Raw genomic sequence first — 21,754 nt, forward strand, 5'->3', positions numbered from 1 at the left:
AGCGAAAGCGAGTCCGAATAGGGCGATTGAGTTGCACGCTCTAGACCCGAAGCGGAGTGATCTAGCCATGGGCAGGTTGAAGCGGAGGTAAGACTTCGTGGAGGACCGAACCCACCAGGGTTGAAAACCTGGGGGATGACCTGTGGTTAGGGGTGAAAGGCCAATCAAACTCCGTGATAGCTGGTTCTCCCCGAAATGCATTTAGGTGCAGCGTCGTGTGTTTCTTGCCGGAGGTAGAGCACTGGATAGGCGATGGGCCCTACCGGGTTACTGACCTTAGCCAAACTCCGAATGCCGGTAAGTGAGAGCACGGCAGTGAGACTGTGGGGGATAAGCTCCATGGTCGAGAGGGAAACAGCCCAGAGCATCGACTAAGGCCCCTAAGCGTACGCTAAGTGGGAAAGGATGTGGAGTCGCAGAGACAACCAGGAGGTTGGCTTAGAAGCAGCCACCCTTGAAAGAGTGCGTAATAGCTCACTGGTCAAGTGATTCCGCGCCGACAATGTAGCGGGGCTCAAGCGTACCGCCGAAGTCGTGTCATTGCAGCAATAGGGCCAACGCCCGCTGTGATGGGTAGGGGAGCGTCGTGTGCCGGGTGAAGCAGCAGCGGAAGCTAGTTGTGGACGGTTCACGAGTGAGAATGCAGGCATGAGTAGCGATACACACGTGAGAAACGTGTGCGCCGATTGACTAAGGGTTCCTGGGTCAAGCTGATCTGCCCAGGGTAAGTCGGGACCTAAGGCGAGGCCGACAGGCGTAGTCGATGGACAACCGGTTGATATTCCGGTACCCGCTTTGAAACGCCCAATATCGAATCCTCTGATGCTAAGCCCGTGAAGCCGTTCCGGACCCTTCGGGGAATGGAAAGTGGTGGAGCCGGCGATCCAAGGTGGTAGTAGGTAAGCGATGGGGTGACGCAGGAAGGTAGTCCAGCCCGGGCGGTGGTTGTCCCGGGGTAAGGGTGTAGGCCGTGTGGTAGGCAAATCCGTCACACGTTAAGGCTGAGACCTGATGCCGAGCCGATTGTGGTGAAGTGGATGATCCTATGCTGTCGAGAAAAGCCTCTAGCGAGTTTCATGGCGGCCCGTACCCTAAACCGACTCAGGTGGTCAGGTAGAGAATACCGAGGCGTTCGGGTGAACTATGGTTAAGGAACTCGGCAAAATGCCCCCGTAACTTCGGGAGAAGGGGGGCCATTCCTGGTGATGAGACTTGCTCTCTGAGCTGGGGGTGGCCGCAGAGACCAGCGAGAAGCGACTGTTTACTAAAAACACAGGTCCGTGCGAAGCCGTAAGGCGATGTATACGGACTGACGCCTGCCCGGTGCTGGAACGTTAAGGGGACCGGTTAGTGACCTTTCGGGGTTGCGAAGCTGAGAACTTAAGCGCCAGTAAACGGCGGTGGTAACTATAACCATCCTAAGGTAGCGAAATTCCTTGTCGGGTAAGTTCCGACCTGCACGAATGGCGTAACGACTTCTCGACTGTCTCAACCATAGGCCCGGTGAAATTGCACTACGAGTAAAGATGCTCGTTTCGCGCAGCAGGACGGAAAGACCCCGGGACCTTTACTACAGTTTGATATTGGTGTTCGGTTCGGCTTGTGTAGGATAGGTGGGAGACTTTGAAGCAGCCACGCCAGTGGTTGTGGAGTCGCCGTTGAAATACCACTCTGGTCGTGCTGGATGTCTAACCTCGGTCCGTGATCCGGATCAGGGACAGTGTCTGATGGGTAGTTTAACTGGGGCGGTTGCCTCCCAAAGGGTAACGGAGGCGCCCAAAGGTTCCCTCAGCCTGGTTGGCAATCAGGTGTTGAGTGTAAGTGCACAAGGGAGCTTGACTGTGAGACCGACGGGTCGAGCAGGGACGAAAGTCGGGACTAGTGATCCGGCGGTGGCTTGTGGAAGCGCCGTCGCTCAACGGATAAAAGGTACCCCGGGGATAACAGGCTGATCTTCCCCAAGAGTCCATATCGACGGGATGGTTTGGCACCTCGATGTCGGCTCGTCGCATCCTGGGGCTGGAGTCGGTCCCAAGGGTTGGGCTGTTCGCCCATTAAAGCGGTACGCGAGCTGGGTTTAGAACGTCGTGAGACAGTTCGGTCCCTATCCGCTGTGCGCGTAGGAATATTGAGAAGGGCTGTCCCTAGTACGAGAGGACCGGGACGGACGAACCTCTGGTGTGCCAGTTGTCCTGCCAAGGGCATGGCTGGTTGGCTACGTTCGGGAGGGATAACCGCTGAAAGCATCTAAGCGGGAAGCCTGCTTCAAGATGAGTATTCCCACCTCCTTGAGAGGGTAAGGCTCCCAGTAGACGACTGGGTTGATAGGCCAGATGTGGAAGCCCGGTAACGGGTGGAGCTGACTGGTACTAATAGGCCGAGGGCTTGTCCTCAGTTGCTCGCGTCCACTGTGTTAGTTCTGAAGCAACGAACGGTTGCTGGTTTCTAGAGCTGGAACACAACTACAGAGTGTGCTTGTTCGCTCGAAACCGATAGGGTTTCGGTGGTCATAGCGTTAGGGAAACGCCCGGTTACATTCCGAACCCGGAAGCTAAGCCTTTCAGCGCCGATGGTACTGCAGGGGGGACCCTGTGGGAGAGTAGGACGCCGCCGAACAATCTTTCAAAGGACCCTTGGTCCAGCGTTCAACGCTGGACCAAGGGTCCTTTTTGTTTTTCCCATCTTTACGTCGAAGCGCGGCCATGGGCTGGCTGCGCGAGAATGACTAGCGGTACCCCGAAGACAGGAGTCACACCCATGTCCAACTACTCCGACGATCGTCCGGAGCGCGAGCCTCGGCGCAGCGACGGCGGTGACAGGGGCGGCTACCGAGGGGGCCGTGACGACCGCGGCGGTGACCGCGGTGGCTTCCGTCGCGACGACCGCGGCGGCCGGCCCGCCGGTGGCGGCTTCCGTCGTGACGACCGTGGTGGACGTCCCGCCGGCGGTGGCGACCGTCCGTCCTACCCGCGTCGTGACGACCGTGGTGGCGACCGTCCGTCGTACCCGCGTCGTGATGACGACCGTGGTGGCTTCCGTGGCGGTCGTGACGACCGTGGCGGCGACCGCCCGTCGTACCCGCGTCGTGACGACCGTGGTGGGGACCGTCCGTCCTTCCCGCGCCGCGATGACCGTGGTGGGGACCGTCCGTCGTTCCGTCGTGACGACCGGGGGGACCGCCCCTCGTACCCGCGTCGCGACGACCGTGGTGGCGAGCGTCCCTCGTACCCGCGTCGTGATGACGACCGTGGTGGCTTCCGTGGCGGTCGTGACGACCGTGGCGGCGACCGCCCGTCCTACCCGCGCCGCGACGACCGTGGTGGGGACCGTCCGTCCTTCCGCCGTGACGACCGCGGCGGGCGTCCCGCCGGCGGTGGCGACCGTCCGTCCTTCCCGCGTCGTGACGACCGTGGTGGCGACCGTCCGTCGTACCCGCGTCGTGATGACGACCGTGGTGGCTTCCGTGGCGGTCGTGACGACCGTGGCGGCGACCGCCCGTCCTACCCGCGCCGCGACGACCGCGGTGGGGACCGTCCGTCCTTCCGCCGTGACGACCGGGGCGAGCGTCCCCCGTACCCGCGTCGTGATGACGACCGTGGTGGGCGTCCGTCCTACCCGCGTCGTGACGACGACCGTGGTGGCTTCCGTGGCGGTCGTGACGACCGTGGCGGCGACCGCCCGTCGTACCCGCGTCGTGACGACCGTGGCGGGGACCGTCCCTCGTACCCCCGCCGTGACGACCGGGGGGACCGTCCCTCGTACCCGCGTCGTGATGACGACCGTGGTGGCTTCCGTGGCGGTCGTGACGACCGTGGCGGCGACCGTCCCTCGTACCCGCGCCGCGACGACCGTGGCGGGGACCGTCCGTCCTTCCGTCGCGACGACCGGGGCGAGCGCCCCTCGTACCCGCGTCGCGACGACGAGCGCGGTGGGTCCCGTGGTGGGGACCGTCCCTCGTACCCCCGTCGTGACGACCGCGGCGGCGACCGTGGCGGCTTCCGTCGCGATGACCGGGGCGACCGTGGTGGGTACCGTGGTGGCCGCGATGACCGTGGTGGCGACCGTGGCGGCTTCCGCCGTGACGACCGCGGTGACCGCGACTTCCGCTCCGACCGCGACCCGGTCAAGCGGCTTCCGATCGACGACGACGTCACCGGCAACGAGATCGACGCCGATGTGCGCCAGGAGCTCCTGAGCCTGCCCAAGGGGCTGGCCGAGGAGGTCTCGCGGAACCTGGTCATGGTCGCCCGGCTGATCGACGAGGACCCCGAGCAGGCGTACGCGTACTCCCGCATCGCCCTGCGGCTGGCCTCCCGCGTCGCCGCCGTGCGCGAGGCCGCCGGCTTCGCCGCGTACGCGACGCAGAAGTACAGCGAGGCGCTCGCCGAGTTCCGTGCCGCCAAGCGGATGACCGGTTCCGTCGAGCTGTGGCCCGTCATGGCCGACTGCGAGCGCGGCCTGGGCCGTCCGGAGCGGGCCCTGGCCATGGCCGGCGAGCCCGAGGTGCAGAAGCTGGACAAGGCCGGCCAGGTCGAGATGCGTCTCGTCGCGGCCGGTGCCCGCCGGGACATGGGCGAAATCGACGCCGCCATCGTGACCCTGCAGAGCCCCGAGCTGGCCTCCAGCTCCGTGCAGCCGTGGACCGCGCGCCTGCGGTACGCCTACGCCGACGCCCTCCTCGCGGCGGGCCGTGAGGACGAGGCCCGCGAGTGGTTCGCCAAGACCCTCGAGGCCGACAAGGACGGCGCGACCGACGCCTCCGACCGGCTCGCCGAGATCGACGGCGTGGAGTTCGTGGACGCCGCCGCGGCCGAGGCGGACCTCGACGACGCCGACCTCGACGACGAGGACGACGAGGACGAGGACGAGGACCCGGCCGAGGTTGCCGCCGCCGAGCGCGCCGCCGACCAGGCCGAGTACTACGACGAGGACGACGAGGAGTACGAGCCCGCCGACGACGCCGACGTCGACCTGGCGGACGAGCTCGTGGTCGTCGAGGACGACGAGCGCGGCAAGGCGTAACCGCGGCGCTCGGACGACGAGAAGAAGGGCGGCACCCCCTCGGGGGTGCCGCCCTTCCGTCGTTCCGGGACGCCCGGCGGGGCCGTCAGCCCAGGCTGCGGAGCACCAGGCCGGTGGCCGGCTTCGGGCCGAACGAGGTGGACTTGCGGGGCATCGTGACGCCCTGCCGGGCCAGGTCCCGGACGACCTCCTCCCGTACGGGGTGCAGGAGGACCGCGGTGCCGCCGTGCCGCTCGGCCATCGCGACGGTCGCGGCGGCGTCGTGGATGTACGAGATGTGCTCGGGGGCGTCCGGGATCTGCCACAGGGCGTCGAGCAGGGAAGCGTGCAGCACGGTCGCGTCCAGCCGGCGCCAGGCCTCGGGGCGGTCCGGCCGGACGGTGCGCTCGATGAGGGCCGGATCCGGGTCGGTGACAAGGTGGTAGGAGCCGTCACCGGTGAGGAGGAAGGCGTTGCCGCGCTCCGAGGCGTCCGCGAGGGCCTCCAGGGCCAGCGGCAGCGGGCCCTCGACGGGGCGGACCCGGAAGGAGCCCTCGACCTTGGCCAGTGCCTCGGAGAGGGGGAGCCGGCGCAGCATCCGGTGGATGGCCCGGACCTGGAGCGGGTAGCGGGCGGTGTCGACGAGGAGGACCAGGCCGAAGTCCCAGGGGGTGGCGGGGCCGTGCTCCTCCTGGAGGCGCAGGTACGTCGCCCAGCGGTGGTGGCCGTCGGCGATGAGGGCCTGGCGGTGGGCGAGGTCGGCGGTGACGACGGCCAGTTCGTCCGGGTCGGTGATGGCCCAGAGGCTGTGGCGGAAGCCGTCCTCGGTGACGGTGGACAGCAGCGGCTCGCGCGCGGCGGTCTCCTCCACGACGCCGGCCGCTCCGGTGCCGGGGCCGTCGCCCCGGTAGGTGAGGAGGAGGGGCTCCAGGTTGGCCGAGGTGGCGCGCATCAGGCCCGCCCGGTCGGTGACCACGTCCGGCATGACGTCCTCGTGCGGCAGGACCACGCCCGCCTCGGCGGGGGAGAGGGCCAGGGCGCCGATGACGCCGCGCTGGAGGAGGCCGGGCTTGCGCTGCTCGTACACGTAGAGCGCGGGCCGCGGGTCGGCGCTGAGGACGCCCTCGGCGAGCCAGTCGTGCAGGGTGCGGGCGGCCTGCTCGTTGCGTGCGGCCGGGGTTCCGGCCTGCGGCAGGATCAGCCGGACGATGTTGTGCGGGTCGGCGGACTCGAGGTAGTCGACTCCGTCGGGGCGTACGACCACGTCGTACGGCGGCGAGGTCACTGCCGCCAGGCTGCCGACGCGCTCCGGGACGTACCTCAGTCCGTTGAAGGGGATCAGGCGCAGCCCGTGCTCCGCGTTGCCAGGTGTGGTCATTGGTGCATGGTAAGACCCGTCTCGCGATGCGGGATGAGCGGGGCAGTCACGGGGTAGCGCAAAATCGGACAAGATCGATCGTAAGAATCCCGATGTCTCGAGCGGCGTTGGAACGGTTCAGGAGGAGTGGCCAGATGACCCGGCAGAGCAGGACCGGCCCCGCGGGCAGTGAGCGGAGTCTGCACCAGGCGTACGACACGGCACTGCTGGACCTGGACGGGGTGGTGTACGCGGGCGGGCACGCCATCGCGCACGCGGTGGAGTCCCTGGCCGTGGCCCGGGAGGGCGGGATGCACCTGGCGTACGTCACCAACAACGCGCTGCGGACCCCGGACGCGGTCGCGGAGCACCTGACGGAGCTGGGGATCCCCACCGAGGCGGGTGAGGTGATCACCTCGGCGCAGGCGGTGGCCCGGCTGATCGCGGACCAGGTGGAGCCGGGGTCGAAGGTGCTGGTGGTCGGCGGCGAGGGGCTGCGGGTGGCGCTGCGCGAGCGCGGGCTGGTGCCGGTGGAGTCCGCCGACGAGGAGGGGCTGGCGGCGGTGGTGCAGGGGTACGGCGGCCCGGACCTGGCGTGGGGGCGGTTCGCGGAGGCCGCGTACGCGGTCAACCGCGGGGTGCCGTGGTTCGCGTCGAACACCGACCTGACGATTCCGGGTGCGCGGGGCATCGCGCCGGGCAACGGGGCGGCCGTGGAGGTCGTACGGATCGCCACGGGCGCGGAGCCGCAGGTGGCGGGGAAGCCGCTGCCGCCGATGCACCGGGAGACGGTGCTGCGGACCGGGGCGGAGCGGCCGCTGGTGGTGGGGGACCGGCTGGACACCGACATCGAGGGCGCGTTCAACGGGGACGTGGACTCGCTGCTGGTGCTGACCGGGGTGACGGACGCGGTGCAGCTGCTGCGGGCCGAGCCGAGGCACCGGCCGACCTATGTGGACCGGGACCTGCGGGGGCTGCTGACCGGTCAGCCGGAGGTGGTGGAGCAGCCCGCGGGTGGGCGGCGGTGCGGCGGCTGGACCGCGGTGCACGTGGACGGCGGCCTGGACGTGGAGCCGGCGGGCGGTGCCGGGGGTGCGGGCGATCCGGGCGATCCGGTCGACGGGCTGCGGGCGCTGTGTGCGGCGGCCTGGTCGCGGGCCGGGGACGGGGTGTACGGGGGCGACGTGGAGAAGGCCCTGGCGAAGCTGGGGTTCTGAGCGCGGCGGGCTCGGCGGGCGCGGGTTCGGCGGCTCGGCGGGCTCGGCGGCTCGGCGGCTCGGCGGGCGCGGCGGGTTCGGGCTCGCGGGGTCGGCCGTCCGGGTGATCGGAAATGGTGCAGGGTAGGCTAACCTAACCTTCGTGTTGGCTGAGAGTCCCCCCCGAACCGAGCAGGGCGCGCCGCCGCCCGCGGCCCGCCCGCGGCACGCGGCGCGCGTGGCCGGCCTGCTGATCGCCCTCGCCGTGCTGGCCCTGGTCGCGGTGGCGAGCATCGCCGTGGGCGCCAAGCCGATGCCGCTCGACGAGGTCTGGCACGGCCTGTTCCACTACTCCGGCAGCACGAACGACGTGGTCGTACGGGACCTGCGGGTCCCGCGCACGGTCCTCGGGCTGCTGGTCGGGCTCGGACTCGGCCTGTCCGGCGCGGTGATGCAGGCGCTGACCCGCAACCCGCTGGCCGAGCCCGGCATCCTCGGGGTGAACGCGGGCGCCGCGGCGGCCGTCGTCTCGGCCATCAGCTTCCTCGGGGCCGCCACGCTGAACGAGTTCATCTGGTGGGCCTTCCTCGGTGCCGCGGTCGTCTCGGTCGTCGTCTACGTCCTCGGCGGCAGCCGCAGCGCGACCCCGGTGCGCCTGGCGCTCGCCGGTACGGCGGCCAGCGCGGCCCTCGTCGGCTACATCAACGCCGTGCAGCTGACGGACACCAAGGCGCTGGACAAGCTGCGCTTCTGGACGGTGGGCTCGCTGGCCTCGGCCAATATGGACACCGTCCGGCAGGTGGCCCCCTTCCTGCTGGCCGGCGCCGTGCTCGCGCTGACGCTGGGCCGCCCCCTCAACGCGATGGCGATGGGCGACGACACCGCGCGGGCGCTCGGCGCGCACCTGACGCGGACCCGGATCCTGGCGATGGCCGCCATCACCCTGCTCTGCGGGGCCGCGACGGCCGCGTGCGGGCCGATCATCTTCATCGGGCTGATGATCCCGCACCTGGCCCGCCTGGTGACCGGGCCCGACATGCGCTGGGTGCTCGCGTACTCGGCCGTCCTGTCGCCCGTGCTGCTGCTCGGCGCCGACGTGATCGGACGGGTCGTCACGCGGCCGTCCGAGCTCCAGGTCGGCATCGTGACGGCGCTCATCGGCGGCCCCGTCTTCATCCACCTGGTTCGGCGCAAGAGGATGGCCCAGCTGTGACCGCGACCCCCGCCGACGCGAACCGGACCGCGGACCCGGCCGCACCGAAGCCCGCCGCCCCGGTCGCGCGGCTCCGGGCCCTGCGCGGACCCGGCGGCACCTCGCTGCGGGTCGAGCCGCGCGCGCTGGCGACCGGCCTGCTGCTGGCCGCGGCGACGCTGGTGCTGGCCGTCGTGCTGATCGGAACCGGCGACTTCGAGATCGCGCCCTGGGACGTCGTGCAGACCCTGCTCGGCAACGGGACGCCGGCCGACGACTTCATCGTCAACGACCTGCGGCTGCCGCGGGTCCTGGTCGCGGTGCTGGTGGGCACGGCCCTCGGGATGTCCGGGGCGGTCTTCCAGTCCGTCTCGCGCAATCCGCTCGGCTCCCCGGACATGCTCGGCTTCGGGTACGGGTCGGCCGTCGGCGCGCTCGTCGTCATCGTCCTGTTCAAGGGCGGCGCCACCGAGGTCGCGCTGGGCGCGGTCGTCGGCGGCCTGGTGACCGGCGCGGTCATCTACCTCCTCGCGTACAAACAGGGGATCCACGGCTACCGGCTGGTGCTCGTCGGCATCGGGGCGTCCGCCGTCCTCGTGGCGCTCATCCAGTACCTGATCGCCAGGGCGCAGATCGTCGAGGCCACGCGGGCGATGGTGTGGCTGACCGGTTCGCTGGCCGGGCGGGACTGGGCGCAGGTGTGGCCGCTGCTGGCGGTCTGCGCGGTGCTGTTCCCGCTGGTCCTCGGGCAGAGCCGGGCGCTGCGGATGATCGAGATGGGTGACGACGCCGCGTACGCGCTGGGCGTGCCCGTGGAGCGGACCCGGATGCTGCTGATGCTGGCGGCGGTCCTGCTGACCACCGCGGCCGCCGCCGCGGCCGGTCCGATCAGCTTCGTCGCGCTGGCCGCGCCGCAGCTGGCCCGGCGGCTGTCGCGGTCGCCCGGGTCGAACCTGGTGACCGGCGCGCTGATGGGCGCCGTGCTGCTGCTGGCCTCGGACCTGGCCTCGCAGCGGGCCTTCGGCTCCGACCAGCTGCCGGTGGGCGTGGTCACGGGGCTGGTCGGCGGTGTCTACCTGCTCTGGCTGCTCGTCACCGAGCGCAAGGCGGGACGTATATGAACGAGCGGGTCGAAACGAGGAGTGGGCAAGTGCAGAGGCTGAGCGCGGAGAACGTGACCCTCGGCTACGACCAGCGGGTCATCGCGGAGGACCTGTCGGTGGAGATCCCCGACAACTCCTTCACGGTGATCGTGGGCCCCAACGCCTGCGGCAAGTCCACGCTGCTGCGGGCCCTGTCGCGGATGCTGAAGCCGGCGGCCGGGCGGGTGCTGCTCGACGGGCAGGCGATCTCCTCGCTGCCGGCGAAGAAGGTCGCGAAGACGCTGGGGCTGCTCCCGCAGTCCTCGGTCGCCCCGGACGGCATCACGGTCGCCGACCTGGTCTCGCGGGGGCGCTACCCGCACCAGGGGCTGCTGCGCCAGTGGTCGGCGGAGGACGAGCGGATCGTCGTCGAGTCGATGACCTCGACCGGCGTCGCCGAGCTCGCCGACCGGGCCGTGGACGAGCTGTCGGGCGGCCAGCGCCAGCGGGTGTGGATCGCGATGGCCCTGGCCCAGCAGACGCCGCTGCTGCTGCTGGACGAGCCGACGACCTACCTGGACATCCAGCACCAGCTGGACGTGCTCGACCTGTGCGCGGAACTCCACGAGAGCCAGGGCCGGACCCTGGTCGCGGTGCTGCACGACCTCAACCACGCGGCGCGCTACGCCACGCACCTGATCGCCCTGCGCGGGGGCGTGGTCGTCGCCGAGGGCCCGCCGGCCGAGGTGGTCACCGCCGGGCTGGTGGAGGAGGTGTTCGGGGTGCGCTGCCAGGTCATCGACGACCCGGAGACCGGTACGCCGCTGGTGGTCCCGGCCGCGCGGCACGCCCGTGCGAGGGCCTCCGTCTGAGGCGCGTCAAGGGCTACAGCAGGCTCTTGAGGCGGAGGAGGTCGCGGAAGCCCGCCTCCAGGCGGACCCGGCCCGAGGCCCAGGCCTTGGCGAACTTCAGCTCGCCGGCGACCATCGCCACCAGGTCGTCGCCGGTCATCGCCAGCCGGATCTCGGCCTTGGACCGGGGCGGTCCGGGCGTGACCCCGTCCACCCGGATCCGGCCGCCGGCCAGGCGGCCGGAGAAGGTCTGGTCGAGGTCCGTGATGTGGCAGCTCAGGGACCGGTCGAGGGCGGCGGCGCCGCGGACGTCGCCGTCCGCCGCGGCCAGGTTGTCGGAGAGTCGGTCGAGTGCCGTGCGGCACTCCTGGATCGTAGCCATGGTGATCACGACCGTACCGCAGAGCCGCGGGTGGTGGCGGCCGCGCTTCGGGGTAGCGTCGTGGCATGACCGACGCACAGTCCGGGAGCGTTCCGGACGACCCCCGGGAGCCCGCGGCCCCCGCCGCCGAGCCCGCGGCCCCCGCCGCCGAGCCGGCGGCCGGGCCGGCCGCCGGGCCCGCTCCGCTGGGCCTCGTACGCACCCCCACCGGCCACGCCGAGGTTGACGCGCACCTGGAGCGGCTGGCGGACGCGGACGACCTGGCGGCGGACGGGCACGTCGAGGTGTACGAGGATGTGCACAGGGGACTGCGCGAGGCGCTGGACGCGCTGGACGCGACGCCCGTCCCCGGACCTTACGAAAACAGGAGCTGAACCGAACGTGGCAGGAGTGGCACGCCGCCGCCTGGACGCCGAACTGGTACGCCGCAGCATGGCCCGCTCGCGCGAGCACGCGGCCCAGCTGATCGCCGCGGGCCGGGTCACCGTGGGCGGTACCACCGCCACCAAACCGGCCACCCAGGTCGAGACCAGCGCGGCGCTCGTCGTCCTCAAGGACGACAGCGACCCCGACTACGTCTCCCGGGGCGGCCACAAGCTGGCCGGCGCGCTCGCGGCGTTCCGGCCGCTGGGGCTGGCGGTCGAGGGCCGCCGGGCGCTGGACGCGGGCGCCTCGACGGGCGGGTTCACCGACGTGCTGCTGCGCGCGGGCGTGGCCCACGTGGTCGCCGTAGACGTCGGCTACGGGCAGCTGGCCTGGTCGCTGCAGAGCGACGAGCGGGTCACCGTCAAGGACCGTACGAACGTGCGCGAGCTGACGCCGGAGCTGATCGACGGCGTGCCGGTCGACCTGGTCGTGGGGGACCTGTCCTTCATCTCCATCGGCCTGGTGCTGCCCGCGCTGGTGCGGTGCACGGCGCCGGACGCCGACCTGGTGCTGATGGTGAAGCCGCAGTTCGAGGTGGGCAAGGAGCGCCTGGGCAGCGGGGGCGTGGTGCGCAGCGCCGAGCTGCGGGCCGAGGCCGTGAAGGACGTCGCGGCGCAGGCCTGGAAGCTGGGGCTGGGTGTGCTCGGTGTGACGGCGAGCCCGCTGCCGGGGCCGTCGGGGAACGTCGAGTACTTTCTGTGGCTTCGGGCGGGGGCACCGGCACTCGACCCGGGGGATGTCGATCGTGCAGTGGCGGAGGGGCCGCAGTGACGGATGTGTCAGCAGGTTCAGCAGGTTCAGCACGTCGGGTGGAATCGGAGGGGGCGGGCCCGGGGGAGGCCGTCGTGCAGGCGGGGCCGAGGACCGTCTTCCTGGTCGCGCACACCGGCCGGCCCGCGGCGATCCGCAGCGCCGAACTGGTGGTGCAGGGGCTGCTGAAGTCGGGGATCGGGGTGCGGGTCCTGGAGGACGAGGCGCGGGACCTGCCGCTGCCGCCCGAGGTGGAGCTCGTACCGGAGTGCACGCCCAAGGTGCTCGGCGGGTGCGAGCTGCTGATCGTGCTGGGCGGGGACGGGACCCTGCTGCGCGGGGCGGAGTTCGCGCGCGGGTCGGGGGTGCCGATGCTGGGCGTCAACCTGGGCCGGGTGGGGTTCCTCGCCGAGGCCGAGCGCGACGACCTGGACAAGGTCGTGGACCGGGTGGTGACCCGGTCGTACGAGGTCGAGGAGCGGATGACCCTCGACGTCCTCGTACGGACCAACGGCGACATCGTGCACCGGGACTGGGCGCTGAACGAGGCCGCCGTCCAGAAGGTGTCCGCCGAGCGGATGCTGGAGGTGGTCCTGGAGATCGACGGGCGCCCGGTGACGGGCTTCGGCTGCGACGGGATCGTCTGCGCGACGCCGACGGGTTCCACGGCGTACGCGTTCTCCGCGGGCGGGCCGGTGGTCTGGCCGGAGGTGGAGGCGCTGCTGATGGTGCCGATCAGCGCCCACGCGCTGTTCGCGAAGCCGCTGGTGACCTCGCCGACGTCGGTGCTGGCGGTGGAGGTGCAGAACGGGACCCCGCACGGTGCCCTGTGGTGCGACGGGCGCAGGACGCTGGAGCTGCCCGCCGGCGCGCGCGTGGAGGTGCGCCGGGGGACGGTGCCGGTGCGGCTCGCCCGGCTGCACCACGCGTCGTTCACGGACCGGCTGGTGGCGAAGTTCGCCCTGCCGGTCTCGGGCTGGCGCGGAGCCCCGCACTAGGGCACCCGGAACCGCTAATAGCACATTCGTGCGAGAGGCTTCGGGCGGGTGAGGTCACATGGCACCCGTGAAACCTCGGTATGGTCGTCCCGTGCTTGAGGAGATGCGGATACGGTCGCTCGGGGTCATCGACGACGCGGTGGTCGAGCTGTCGCCCGGTTTCACCGCGGTGACCGGCGAGACCGGCGCGGGCAAGACGATGGTCGTCACCAGCCTCGGGCTGCTGCTCGGCGGCCGCGCCGACCCGGCCCTCGTGCGGATCGGGGCCAAGGCCGCCGTGGTCGAGGGCCGCGTCGTCATGCCCCCGGACGCACCCGCCGCCGTACGCGCCGAGGAGGCCGGGGCCGAGCTCGACGAGGGCGCCCTGCTGATCAGCCGGACCGTGTCCGCCGAGGGGCGCTCCCGCGCCCACGTCGGCGGCCGCTCCGTGCCCGTCGGCCTCCTGTCCGAACTCGCCGACGAACTCGTCGCCGTCCACGGCCAGACCGACCAGCAGGGCCTGCTGCGCCCGGCCCGCCAGCGCCAGGCCCTCGACCGGTACGCGGGCGACGCCGTCGCCGTCCCCCTGGAGAAGTACGCCGGCGCGTACCGCCGGCTGCGCGCCGCCACCGCCGAGCTGGACGCCATCACCACCCGCGCCCGCGAACGGGCGCAGGAGGCGGACCTGCTGCGCTTCGGGCTGGACGAGATCGCCGCCGTCGAACCGCTGCCCGGCGAGGACGCCGAGCTCGCGGCCGAGGCCGAACGGCTCGGCCACGCCGAATCCCTGGCGTCCGCCGCGCAGGCCGCGCACGCGGCGCTGGCCGGCGACGTCGAGGACCCCGAGGGCGTCGACGCCAACACCCTCGTCGCCGGCGCCCACCGCGCGCTGGAGTCCGTACGCTCCCACGACCCGGTGCTCGGCGGGCTCGCCGACCGGATCGGGGAGCTGGGCATCCTGCTCGCCGACGTCGCCGGGGAACTCGCCGGGTACGCCGACGACCTGGACGCCGATCCCCTGCGGCTGGCCGCGGTCGAGGAGCGCCGGGCCGCCCTGACCCAGCTGACCCGCAAGTACGGCGAGTCCGTCGACGCGGTGCTCGACTGGGCCCAGAAGGGCTCGGCACGGCTGCTGGAACTCGACGGCGACGACGAGCGGATCACCGAACTCACCGCCGAGCGGGACGCCCTGCGCGAGGAGCTGTCGCTGCTGGCGCAGGCCCTGACGGACGCCCGGACGGAGGCCGCCGAACGCTTCGCCGCCGCGGTCACCGCCGAGCTGGCCTCCCTGGCCATGCCGCACGCCCGGGTGACCATCGACATCCGCCAGACCGAGGACGCCGAGGGCGTCGAGGTCGGCGGGCGGCCGGTCGCGTACGGGCCCACGGGCGCGGACGAGGTCGAGCTGCTGCTCGCCCCGCACCCCGGCGCCCAGCCCCGCCCGATCGCCAAGGGCGCCTCCGGCGGCGAACTGTCCCGCGTCATGCTGGCCGTCGAGGTCGTCTTCGCCGGCACCACCCCCGTGCCCACGTACCTCTTCGACGAGGTCGACGCGGGCGTCGGCGGCAAGGCGGCCGTCGAGATCGGTCGGCGGCTCGCGAAGCTCGCCAAGTCCGCGCAGGTCGTCGTCGTCACCCACCTGCCGCAGGTGGCGGCCTTCGCGGACCGCCAGCTGCTGGTGGAGAAGACCGTCGACGGCTCGGTGACCCGCTCCGGCGTGACGGTCCTGGAGGGCGAGGACCGGATCCGGGAACTCTCGCGGATGCTGGCCGGCCAGGAGGACTCCCAGACCGCCCGGGCCCACGCCGAGGAACTGCTGGAGGCGGCGCGCGCGGACGCGTGACCGCCGGACCCGTTAGCCCGTGTGGGTGAGGCTGGGGGGCGCACTGCGGTATCTCGTACGGGATCCGCACCCGTATGGTCCCGGAACGCGCGTGCGGACTGGCATCCTGGGCGACGTCTCTGACTCCTCACCCTGGAGCTACGGCCCGTGAGCAGCTCCCCGGCCTCCTTCCCGCCCCCCGCACAGCCGTACGGGCGGCCCCCGCTGCGTGCCGTCCAGGTCCTCGGCGGTGCGGGCGCGGGCAGCAGCGCCCATGTGCGGTCCCTGACGACGGGACTGGCGGCGCGGGGCGTACGCGTCACCGTGTGCGCCCCCGTCGCGGCCGAGGGGGAGTACGACTTCACCGGCGCCGGGGCCGAGTTCACCCCCGACGCCGGGAGCGCCCTGCGGGCCGCCTGCGCCGGCGCCGACGTGGTGCACGCCCACGGGATCCGGGCCGGGATGCGGGCCGCCCTGGCGCTGCGCCACGGCCTCGGGCGGGGGCGGCGGGTGCCGCTGGTGGTGACCTGGCACGGCAGCGTGCCGGAGCCCGAGGGGGCGCTCGGGCGGCTGAGCCGGCTCCTGGAGCGGCACGTGGCCCGGGCCGCGGCGGTGGTGCTCGGCTCCTCCTCCGACCAGGTCGACCTCGCGCGGCGGCGCGGGGCGCGGGACGCGCGGCTGGCGGCGGTGGCCGTACCGCCCGCGGCGGCGCTGCCCGACGCCGGCAAGACCCGGGCGGAGCTCGGCGCGGTGGAACGCCCGCTGATCATCACGGTCGGCAGCCTGGTCGCGCGGCGCGGGTACTCCGTCCTGCTGGACGCGGCACGGGCGTGGCGGGTGATGGAGCCGCAGCCGCTGCTGGTGATCGCGGGGGAGGGGCCGCTGCGGCCCGAACTGACCCGGCGCATCGAGGAGGAGGGCCTCCCGGTACGGCTCCTGGGCCGCCGCCGCGACGCGGACCGCCTGCTGGCGGCGGCGGACGTCGCCGTCCTCCCCAGCCGCTGGGAGGGCCGCTCCCTGCTGGCGCAGGAGGCCCTGCGCGCGGGGGTGGCCCTGGTGGCCACCGAGGTCGGCGCGGTCCCGGAACTGGTCGGCGACGCGGCCGTCCTGGTCCCGTACGGCGACTCGGGCGCCCTGGCGGGTGCGGTCGCCGCCCTCCTGGACGACCCGGACCGCCGCGCCGCCCTCGCGGTGGCGGGCCGCGCCCAGGCGGCGACGTGGCCGTCGGAGGACGACACGGTGGCGCAGGTCCTGGCGGTCTACGACGAACTGATGGACCGCCCGATCTCGTGAGGCGCTGAGGCGCTGAGGCGCTGAGGCGCCGCGCGGGCCCGCTATCTCCCCTCGAGGGGTTGGGGTGGGTCGGCGTTTGCCCACCCGCCTCCCTGTCTGCGGGCCGGTGGCCGGGTGGGCGGGATCCCCTCGCCCGTCTCAGGGAGGGGCGGGGGCTTCCCGTCAGTCCCATCGTCCTTCCGGTTCGGGCCGGTCCCTCAAGGGCGCTCCCTTCGGTCGCGTCGCTACGCGATGGCCTTCGGCCACCCTTGACCGACCGACCCGAACCGGAAAGCGGAAAGACTGCCGGGAAACCCCCAAAGAAACGGGACGGTCCATGATGGAGGGACGGGTCTCTCAGGGACCTGGCGAGGGGCCGGGGGCCGGCCCGCCCGACATCCGGCCCCTCAAGAGCCGTATTCCGGACACGTACGCGACTACCCGCACGAGAGGTTGATCAGCGCATCCTCCAGACCCCCCAGACGCGACAGATCGCTACGCGCTCCTCTTTTCTCAGCGTCCGGCGACCGTCCGGGGCTGATACCCGCACCAGCGGAGGAGGAAAACCACCTGGGAGTCCGGCAGGCGCATCAGATCGCTACGCGCTCCTCTGATCTCGGCGACCGGCTGCCGTCTTGGGCGGATACCCGCACTGGAGGACGAACAGATCGGCCCAGGAATCCGACAGGCGAGACGGATCGCTACGCGCTTCTCCGGTCTCGGCGGCCGGCGGCCGTCTTGGGCTGGTCCGGGGCGGGTTCGACGTTGGTGGCGGCGGTGGTGAATTCGCGGCCGCATGCGCCCCGGATGTAGGCCAGTTCCATCCAGCGTTCGATGCCGGTGTCGGAGACGTTCTCGTTGATCACGGCCATCAGCACGCCTTCGGTACCGGAAGCGATGTCGCGGACGCGACGGCGGAGGAGGCGGTGGGGGACGTACTCGTACTGCTCACTCATCGGCATGCTCCTCGATGGAGGCGAGGAAGCGTTGCCAGCCGGCCCAGGCGCGAGCGAGCAGGTCCGGGCTGGGCGTCCGTACTTCGCCGCATGCCCGGCAGGTTTCACCGTGAAGTCTGATGTCCGTGGTCATGGTCCCTCTCATCTGCCTGTGCGGTGGGGCAGACAGATGGTGGGCTACCGCAAGGGTTCCAAGGGACACATCGTGTATCCCTCCGGAGGGTTGCTCAGACCGCACCGATCCACTCGGCGTACGCCGTCAGGGACTTCGCATCAGCGCGCTTGAGCCGACGGATCGTTGCAATGTCCTCTCGGGCCCACGGATGCTGGCGCACATGCTGCGGCGCGTGTCGGCGGGCCGTCTTGAGGGACTCGAAGGCATCGTCCGGGTCTCCCGACCACAACTGCGCTCGTGCCACCTCGATCCAGAATCCTGACCGGCGCTCCGCCGGGATCTCATCGCCCGGACTCCAGCCACGGGCAACGTCGAGAGCACGGCCGATGTGGCCCCGGCCGAGGCTGACGGCGAGAGCCACCTCGTGGATACGGACGCTGGACGGTCCGAATGCGGTGCCGAGGTACACACCTTCCGGAAGTCGTTCCGCAAGCATCCTCGCCTCCCGCAAGTGGCCGTCCGCAGCGTCCGGATCATCGGCACGCGCGGCCACCACAACCGTCCGCATGTGCAGCGCGCCGAGCACGGCGGTCGACAAGTCATCGAGCGGCACGGGCGTCGCATCCAGCGCGCGCTCCAGCACGATCTGTCCGGCGCGATGAGCATGGGCGGCGAGGAAGGTCTCCGCCTGAACGTAAGCGACGGTGGCGGACACGACCGGGTCATCGGCCTGGACCGCTGCCCATCGCATCACGTCGATCAGCCGAGCCGAAAGGTCGTGCGCCCCGTACTTGTAAGCCACGGCATCAGCCGCCCGGGCGGCTGCCACGACCAGCCGGGCGGCTTCGCCCCTGTGCAGATGGGCCAGCGCTTCCCCCAGGAGCCGGGGTGCCTGGGCAGCGATCAGCCCGTACTGAGCGGCGAGGCGCCACTCCACCGCGGCAGCAACCTCGCTGCGGATCTGGTCCAGCGTGCCCTGTGGCGGGTCGAAGGCGCACTCGTATCCGGCGATGGCCGCAGAGATCGCCGGAAGGGCGGCGTGGACCCGGCGGCTCGTTCCCGTGTACGCGGGGTCGAGGCGAGAGGCGTCCACGGCGAGCGCGGCCGCGATCGCCTCCAGCGTCGACGCGCTGGGCATGCGCACACCCCGCTCACACGCCTTGACCATCGAAAGTGAGACGTGCGCCTCTCGGGCGAGATCGGCTTGCGTCATGCGCCGGGCCCGGCGCCGTGAGGCGATGCGCTGCCCGATGTGTTCGGCCATGCGCGCACCGTAGTGCTCAACCAGAGGGGCGTGCCTGCTGTTTGACGATGTCGGACAGCTCGGCAAGGGAGGCGATGGACCAGTCCGCCGCGGCCCTCACCTCAGGATCATCAGCCCACCAGTGCCCCCAGGGCCCCCGTCGCAGGTGTGCGGTCCGCAGCCCGGCCGCCCGTGCCGGATGGATGTCATTGGCCGGATGGTCACCGACGTACAGCGTCTCGTCCGCCGGACTGCCCGACACCGCCAGCACTCGCTCGAAGAACCCACGCGCAGGCTTCGCCACACCCCACTCGCCCGAGGTGACGACCAGATCCGCCGGCAGGTCGAGCGCGCGCAGCAGATCTCCCGCCAGTCGACTCTGGTTGCCCGCGATGACCACGCGCACCCCGGCAGCACGAAGCGCTGCCAGTGCAGGCCGGACGTCCTCGTAGAGGTCCGACTCATCGAGCCGCTCACCAAGACCGGCCGCATCCCGCGCGGCGTACTCGGCGGAGATGTCAACGCCCGGGCGCAGCATGCGGATCGCGTCCGCGTTGTCCCTGCCGTCCACGACCACGGCACCGACCAGCGCGGAAAGCGTATGCCGGGACACACCGAGCCAGTCGGCCCAAGCCGCCCAGTAGCGGTCGTCCCGGGTGAGCGTCTCGCCGATGTCCAGAACGACCGTCCGAATCATTCGGCCAGCCTACTGACACCGGCCCCGGGAGGGAGAACCCGCAGCCGCATTTGACCAGCCCAAGACGGCCGCCGGCCGCCGAGACCGGAGAAGCGCGTAGCGATCTGACGCGCCCCTGCGCTTCCGCCCTGCTCTGATCGACTTTTGGTGCAGGTACCAGCCCCAGACGGTCGCCGGACGCCAAGCCGGGAGAAGCGCGTAGCGATCAGATGCGTCTGGGTGGTCCGCAAGCCTCTCTGATCAACCTCTCGTGCAGGTAGTCGCACCCCTGGCCCCGGACCGGGGCTGGGCGGGGCGGGATGCCCGGCCGGGCATGGCCCGGCCCCTCGCCCATCCCTGACGGACCCGTCCCTTGATCATGGACCGTGCCGTTTCTTTGGGGGTTTCCCGGCAGTCTTTCGGCTTTCCGGGGCGGGTCGGCCTGTCAAGGGTGGCCGAAGGCCATCGCGAAGCGACGCGACGAAGGAGCGCCCTTGACAGGCCGGCACGGCACGGAAGGACGATGGGACTGACGGGAAGCCCCCAACGAGCTCTGATCCGGTCCGTGGGGATACCGCCCCCGGCCACCCCCCCCGCACCCAGGGAGGTGGGTGGGCAACCCCCGCCCCACCCCACGGGGTCGAGGGGGAGATAGCGCGCCCGAGCCCGCACCCCCCACCCCCCTCAGGACGCCGTGTGCCGTCGTGCGCGGAGGGCCAGGCTGAGGGAGAGGACCGTTTCGGGGTCGTCCAGGTCCGTGCCCAGGAGTTCCGAGATGCGGGCCAGGCGGTTGTACAGGGTCTGGCGGTTCAGGTGGAGCTCGCGCGCGGTCTCGGCCTTGCGGCCCGCGTGGGCCAGGTACGTCTCCAGGGTGGGGAGCAGCGGGGGGCGGGACGTGGCGTCGTGGACCCGTAGGGCGCCGATCGCGCGGTCCACGAACGCCGCCAGGTCGGGGTGTTCGCGCAGCCGCCACAGCAGCAGGTCGATGTCCAGGCGGCGGGCGTCGTACCAGGGCCGGGCCGGCAGGCCGTGGGCGGCGGTGGCGGTCTCGGCGGCGTGCCGCAGGCCCGAGGAGGCGGCCGCCCAGCCGCCCGCGACGCCGACGACCACGGCCGGCGGGGCGGAGGCCCGGTCGAGGCCGGCCCGTTCGACGCCTGCCCGCAGTGCGGCGGCGACCCGGTCGGCGACGGCCGTGCGTTCCGACTCGGTGCGCAGGGAGACCAGCAGCGGCACCCGGCCCTCGACCGGGCGGACGCCGAGCAGCACCGGTACCCCGACCGAGGAGAGCTCCTCCAGGACCGCCCGGGCCAGCACCGCCCAGTTCCCCGAGACCCCCAGGTCGGTGGAGAGCCGCATCACGATCGGCAGCAGCGGCCCCGTCCCCGGCCGGAAGCCCAGGACCCGGGCCTGCGCCGGGGCGTCCTCCGCCGAGATGCGGCCCTCCGCCAGGTCGGTGAGGAAGTCCCCCCGGCCGCGCGCGGCAAGCTCCTCCTCCTGCCGGGCCTGCATCAGCACCACCGCGAGGACCCCCGCCGTGCGCTCGGCCGCCATCCGGTGCACGGGCAGCAGCGGCGCCGCCACCCCGACCAGGACGACCCGCGCCCGGACCGACCCGGTGCCGTGGCCGCCGCCGGGTACGTCGACCACGACCGCGTTGGCCGACGGCTCGGCCGCGCGCTGCCCGCGCAGCCCCTCCCACACCTGGAGGGGGTCGGCCGCCGCCTCCCCGGCCACCGCTCCGGCCGCGTAGAGGAGTTGGCCGTCGGGGGTCTCCAGGAACACGGGGTTGCCGGTGAAGTCGGCCAGGATGCGCAGTACCTGGGGGATGCCGCCGCCGCCCAGCAGGGCCTCCGTGCAGCGCCGGTGGACCTCCTCGGCGCGCTGGAGCAGGGCGTAGTGGCCGTTGACGATCTCGGTGTGGACCTCCTCCGTCACCGTCACGAAGGGGACCTCGCGGTGGAGTTGGACGAGCGGCAGCCCGGCGGCCTTGGCCGTCTCGACGATCGTGGCGGGCAGCCGGCTGAAGCGCGGGCCCAGTTCCACGACCAGCGCGGCGATGCCCCGGTCCGCGAGGCGGCGTACGAAGGCGCGCTGCTCGGCCGGGCGGGTGCCCAGCCCGAGTCCGGTGGTCAGCAGCAGTTCGCCGCCCTTGAGCAGTGAGGCGATGTTCGGCACCTCGCCCGCGTGCACCCAGCGGACGGTCCGTCCCAGCCGGTCGGCGCAGGCGACGACCTCCGGGAGCCCGCCGCGCAGCCCCGGCAGCTCAAGTGCCCGCTGAACCGTGATTCCGCCCTGGTTGTCCATATCGCGGACGCTACCGGCCGCCTTGTTCCGCGCACATCACCGGGCGGTTACGGAGTCCGATATGCCCCCCGTCCGGACCGACAACTCGTCGCTCCGGCAAGAAGATTATCGGACCCCGTGCCGATTGTGGCGTGCGTCACGCCGGTGGAGAG

At 71.6% G+C, this 21,754-nt stretch carries 17 protein-coding genes, 2 rRNA genes and 1 pseudogene (1 of these 20 running past the window's edge); 13 read left to right on the plus strand and 7 right to left on the minus strand.

Translation table 11 applies throughout. From position 1 onward, the window contains the following. The 4 genes and pseudogenes from ABD973_RS25185 to ABD973_RS25200 form a co-directional block, all read left to right on the plus strand. Positions 1-2,393 (plus strand): 23S ribosomal RNA (locus ABD973_RS25185); it begins 726 nt to the left of the window's first position. Between the two features lie 106 nt (positions 2,394-2,499). Next, a 5S ribosomal RNA gene (gene rrf, locus ABD973_RS25190) occupies positions 2,500-2,616 on the plus strand. A 180-nt stretch (positions 2,617-2,796) separates the two neighbouring features. Beyond that, positions 2,797-3,951 (plus strand): annotated as a pseudogene (locus tag ABD973_RS34805) (hypothetical protein); the annotation flags it as partial. A gap of 225 nt (positions 3,952-4,176) precedes the next feature. Next, positions 4,177-5,022 carry a tetratricopeptide repeat protein gene (locus ABD973_RS25200; RefSeq protein ID WP_221890455.1) on the plus strand — a complete coding sequence of 282 codons (846 nt, stop codon included), beginning with the start codon at positions 4,177-4,179 and terminating at the stop codon, positions 5,020-5,022. 85 nt (positions 5,023-5,107) lie between these two features. Here the strand turns inward: ABD973_RS25200 and ABD973_RS25205 are convergent, their stop codons facing one another. After that, a complete protein-coding gene (locus ABD973_RS25205; protein ID WP_125820697.1) occupies positions 5,108-6,379 on the minus strand; it encodes a DUF1015 family protein in 1,272 nt (423 codons plus the stop codon). A gap of 134 nt (positions 6,380-6,513) precedes the next feature. Between ABD973_RS25205 and ABD973_RS25210 the strand changes: the two genes are divergently transcribed. From ABD973_RS25210 to ABD973_RS25225, 4 genes are all read left to right on the plus strand, one after another. Further along, positions 6,514-7,575 (plus strand): HAD hydrolase-like protein, encoded by a 1,062-nt coding sequence (locus ABD973_RS25210; RefSeq protein ID WP_125820696.1) that lies wholly within the window; start codon positions 6,514-6,516, stop codon positions 7,573-7,575. Between the two features lie 145 nt (positions 7,576-7,720). Beyond that, entirely contained in the window at positions 7,721-8,767 is a 1,047-nt protein-coding gene (locus ABD973_RS25215) for a FecCD family ABC transporter permease (RefSeq protein WP_345502229.1), read from the plus strand. Then, a complete protein-coding gene (locus tag ABD973_RS25220) occupies positions 8,764-9,867 on the plus strand; it encodes a FecCD family ABC transporter permease (protein ID WP_386381892.1) in 1,104 nt (367 codons plus the stop codon). Before ABD973_RS25215 ends, ABD973_RS25220 begins: the two co-directional genes overlap by 4 nt. Continuing rightward, entirely contained in the window at positions 9,864-10,700 is an 837-nt protein-coding gene (locus ABD973_RS25225; protein ID WP_125820694.1) for an ABC transporter ATP-binding protein, read from the plus strand. The genes ABD973_RS25220 and ABD973_RS25225 overlap by 4 nt, the downstream gene beginning before the upstream one ends. Before the next feature lie 13 nt (positions 10,701-10,713). Here the strand turns inward: ABD973_RS25225 and ABD973_RS25230 are convergent, their stop codons facing one another. Further along, complete coding sequence (locus tag ABD973_RS25230; RefSeq protein WP_125602956.1) at positions 10,714-11,061, minus strand: SCP2 sterol-binding domain-containing protein; 348 nt, start codon at positions 11,059-11,061, stop codon at positions 10,714-10,716. A 65-nt stretch (positions 11,062-11,126) separates the two neighbouring features. Here ABD973_RS25230 and ABD973_RS25235 point away from each other — a divergent pair, with 65 nt between their 5' ends. From ABD973_RS25235 to ABD973_RS25255, 5 genes are all read left to right on the plus strand, one after another. After that, entirely contained in the window at positions 11,127-11,435 is a 309-nt protein-coding gene (locus ABD973_RS25235) for a hypothetical protein (protein ID WP_164720861.1), read from the plus strand. Positions 11,436-11,442: 7 nt separating this feature from the next. Beyond that, complete coding sequence (locus ABD973_RS25240; protein WP_125820693.1) at positions 11,443-12,258, plus strand: TlyA family RNA methyltransferase; 816 nt, start codon at positions 11,443-11,445, stop codon at positions 12,256-12,258. Between the two features lie 38 nt (positions 12,259-12,296). Next, positions 12,297-13,235, plus strand: a complete 939-nt coding sequence (locus ABD973_RS25245) for an NAD kinase (protein WP_206436501.1) — start codon at positions 12,297-12,299, stop codon at positions 13,233-13,235. 103 nt (positions 13,236-13,338) lie between these two features. Then, on the plus strand, positions 13,339-15,057 hold the full coding sequence (recN, locus tag ABD973_RS25250; protein WP_125603827.1) for a DNA repair protein RecN: 1,719 nt from the start codon (positions 13,339-13,341) through the stop codon (positions 15,055-15,057). Positions 15,058-15,204: 147 nt separating this feature from the next. Beyond that, positions 15,205-16,329 (plus strand): glycosyltransferase family 4 protein, encoded by a 1,125-nt coding sequence (locus ABD973_RS25255; protein WP_345502237.1) that lies wholly within the window; start codon positions 15,205-15,207, stop codon positions 16,327-16,329. 680 nt (positions 16,330-17,009) lie between these two features. On the opposite strand, the gene ABD973_RS25260 is transcribed toward ABD973_RS25255, so the two are convergent. The 5 genes from ABD973_RS25260 to ABD973_RS25280 all read right to left on the minus strand — a co-directional run bounded on the left by ABD973_RS25260 (position 17,010) and on the right by ABD973_RS25280 (position 21,602). Further along, positions 17,010-17,264 (minus strand): hypothetical protein, encoded by a 255-nt coding sequence (locus ABD973_RS25260; protein WP_345502239.1) that lies wholly within the window; start codon positions 17,262-17,264, stop codon positions 17,010-17,012. Next, entirely contained in the window at positions 17,257-17,397 is a 141-nt protein-coding gene (locus ABD973_RS25265; RefSeq protein WP_345502241.1) for a hypothetical protein, read from the minus strand. The genes ABD973_RS25260 and ABD973_RS25265 overlap by 8 nt, the downstream gene beginning before the upstream one ends. A gap of 94 nt (positions 17,398-17,491) precedes the next feature. After that, a complete protein-coding gene (locus ABD973_RS25270) occupies positions 17,492-18,643 on the minus strand; it encodes a helix-turn-helix domain-containing protein (protein WP_345502243.1) in 1,152 nt (383 codons plus the stop codon). Positions 18,644-18,659: 16 nt separating this feature from the next. After that, positions 18,660-19,319: an HAD family hydrolase gene (locus tag ABD973_RS25275; protein ID WP_345502245.1), complete on the minus strand. Its 660-nt coding sequence runs from the start codon at positions 19,317-19,319 to the stop codon at positions 18,660-18,662. 663 nt (positions 19,320-19,982) lie between these two features. Then, positions 19,983-21,602 carry a PucR family transcriptional regulator gene (locus ABD973_RS25280; protein ID WP_345502247.1) on the minus strand — a complete coding sequence of 540 codons (1,620 nt, stop codon included), beginning with the start codon at positions 21,600-21,602 and terminating at the stop codon, positions 19,983-19,985. Between the last annotated feature and the right edge of the window lie 152 nt (positions 21,603-21,754).

Origin of the sequence: Streptomyces racemochromogenes, from assembly GCF_039535215.1 — a bacterium.
Lineage (GTDB): Bacteria > Actinomycetota > Actinomycetes > Streptomycetales > Streptomycetaceae > Streptomyces > Streptomyces racemochromogenes.